Consider the following 480-nt stretch of genomic DNA (forward strand, 5'->3'; position numbering starts at 1 on the left):
GATCTCGGCGCCGGCTACCAGGCGGTCTTCACGCTCGAAAGCGGCTTCAATGTGCGCGGCATGGCCTTGCCCCTGTGGCTGCCGGCGCCGCATGCCGGCGCCTGGGCGGCGATCGCGGGGGCGGGCTGCTACGCCGCGCTGGCCGGCTTCGACGTGCCGGCGCAGCGCGCCTGGTGGATGCTGGCCGTGGCCTGCCTGGCCTATTTGTCGGGCCGGTCGATCGCCCCCTCGACCACGCTCGCCGCGGCGCTCGGCTGCGTGCTGCTGGCTGATCCCTGGGCCGTGCTGATGCCGGGTTTCTGGCTGTCGTTCGGGGCGGTGGCGGTGATCCCGTTCGCGGTGGTCTGGTTCGGCCAGGTTCCGCTGGCCGGCGCGCTGGCGAATGCGTTCGCGATCCCCTGGGTCGGCTCGCTCGTCACGCCGATCGTGCTGGCCGGCATGGCGTTGCCGGCACCGCTCGACGCGCTGGTTTTGCGGGCC

The 480-nt window shown here is 73.3% G+C and carries 1 protein-coding gene; it reads left to right on the forward strand.

Annotated features, from left to right (window positions below):
- Window positions 1–480, forward strand: a 480-nt coding sequence (locus HW466_RS31330; RefSeq protein ID WP_176316168.1) for a ComEC/Rec2 family competence protein, incomplete at both ends; no start/stop codon positions are given.

The organism is Burkholderia territorii (genome assembly GCF_902833055.1).
In the GTDB taxonomy this organism is placed as follows: domain Bacteria; phylum Pseudomonadota; class Gammaproteobacteria; order Burkholderiales; family Burkholderiaceae; genus Burkholderia; species Burkholderia territorii.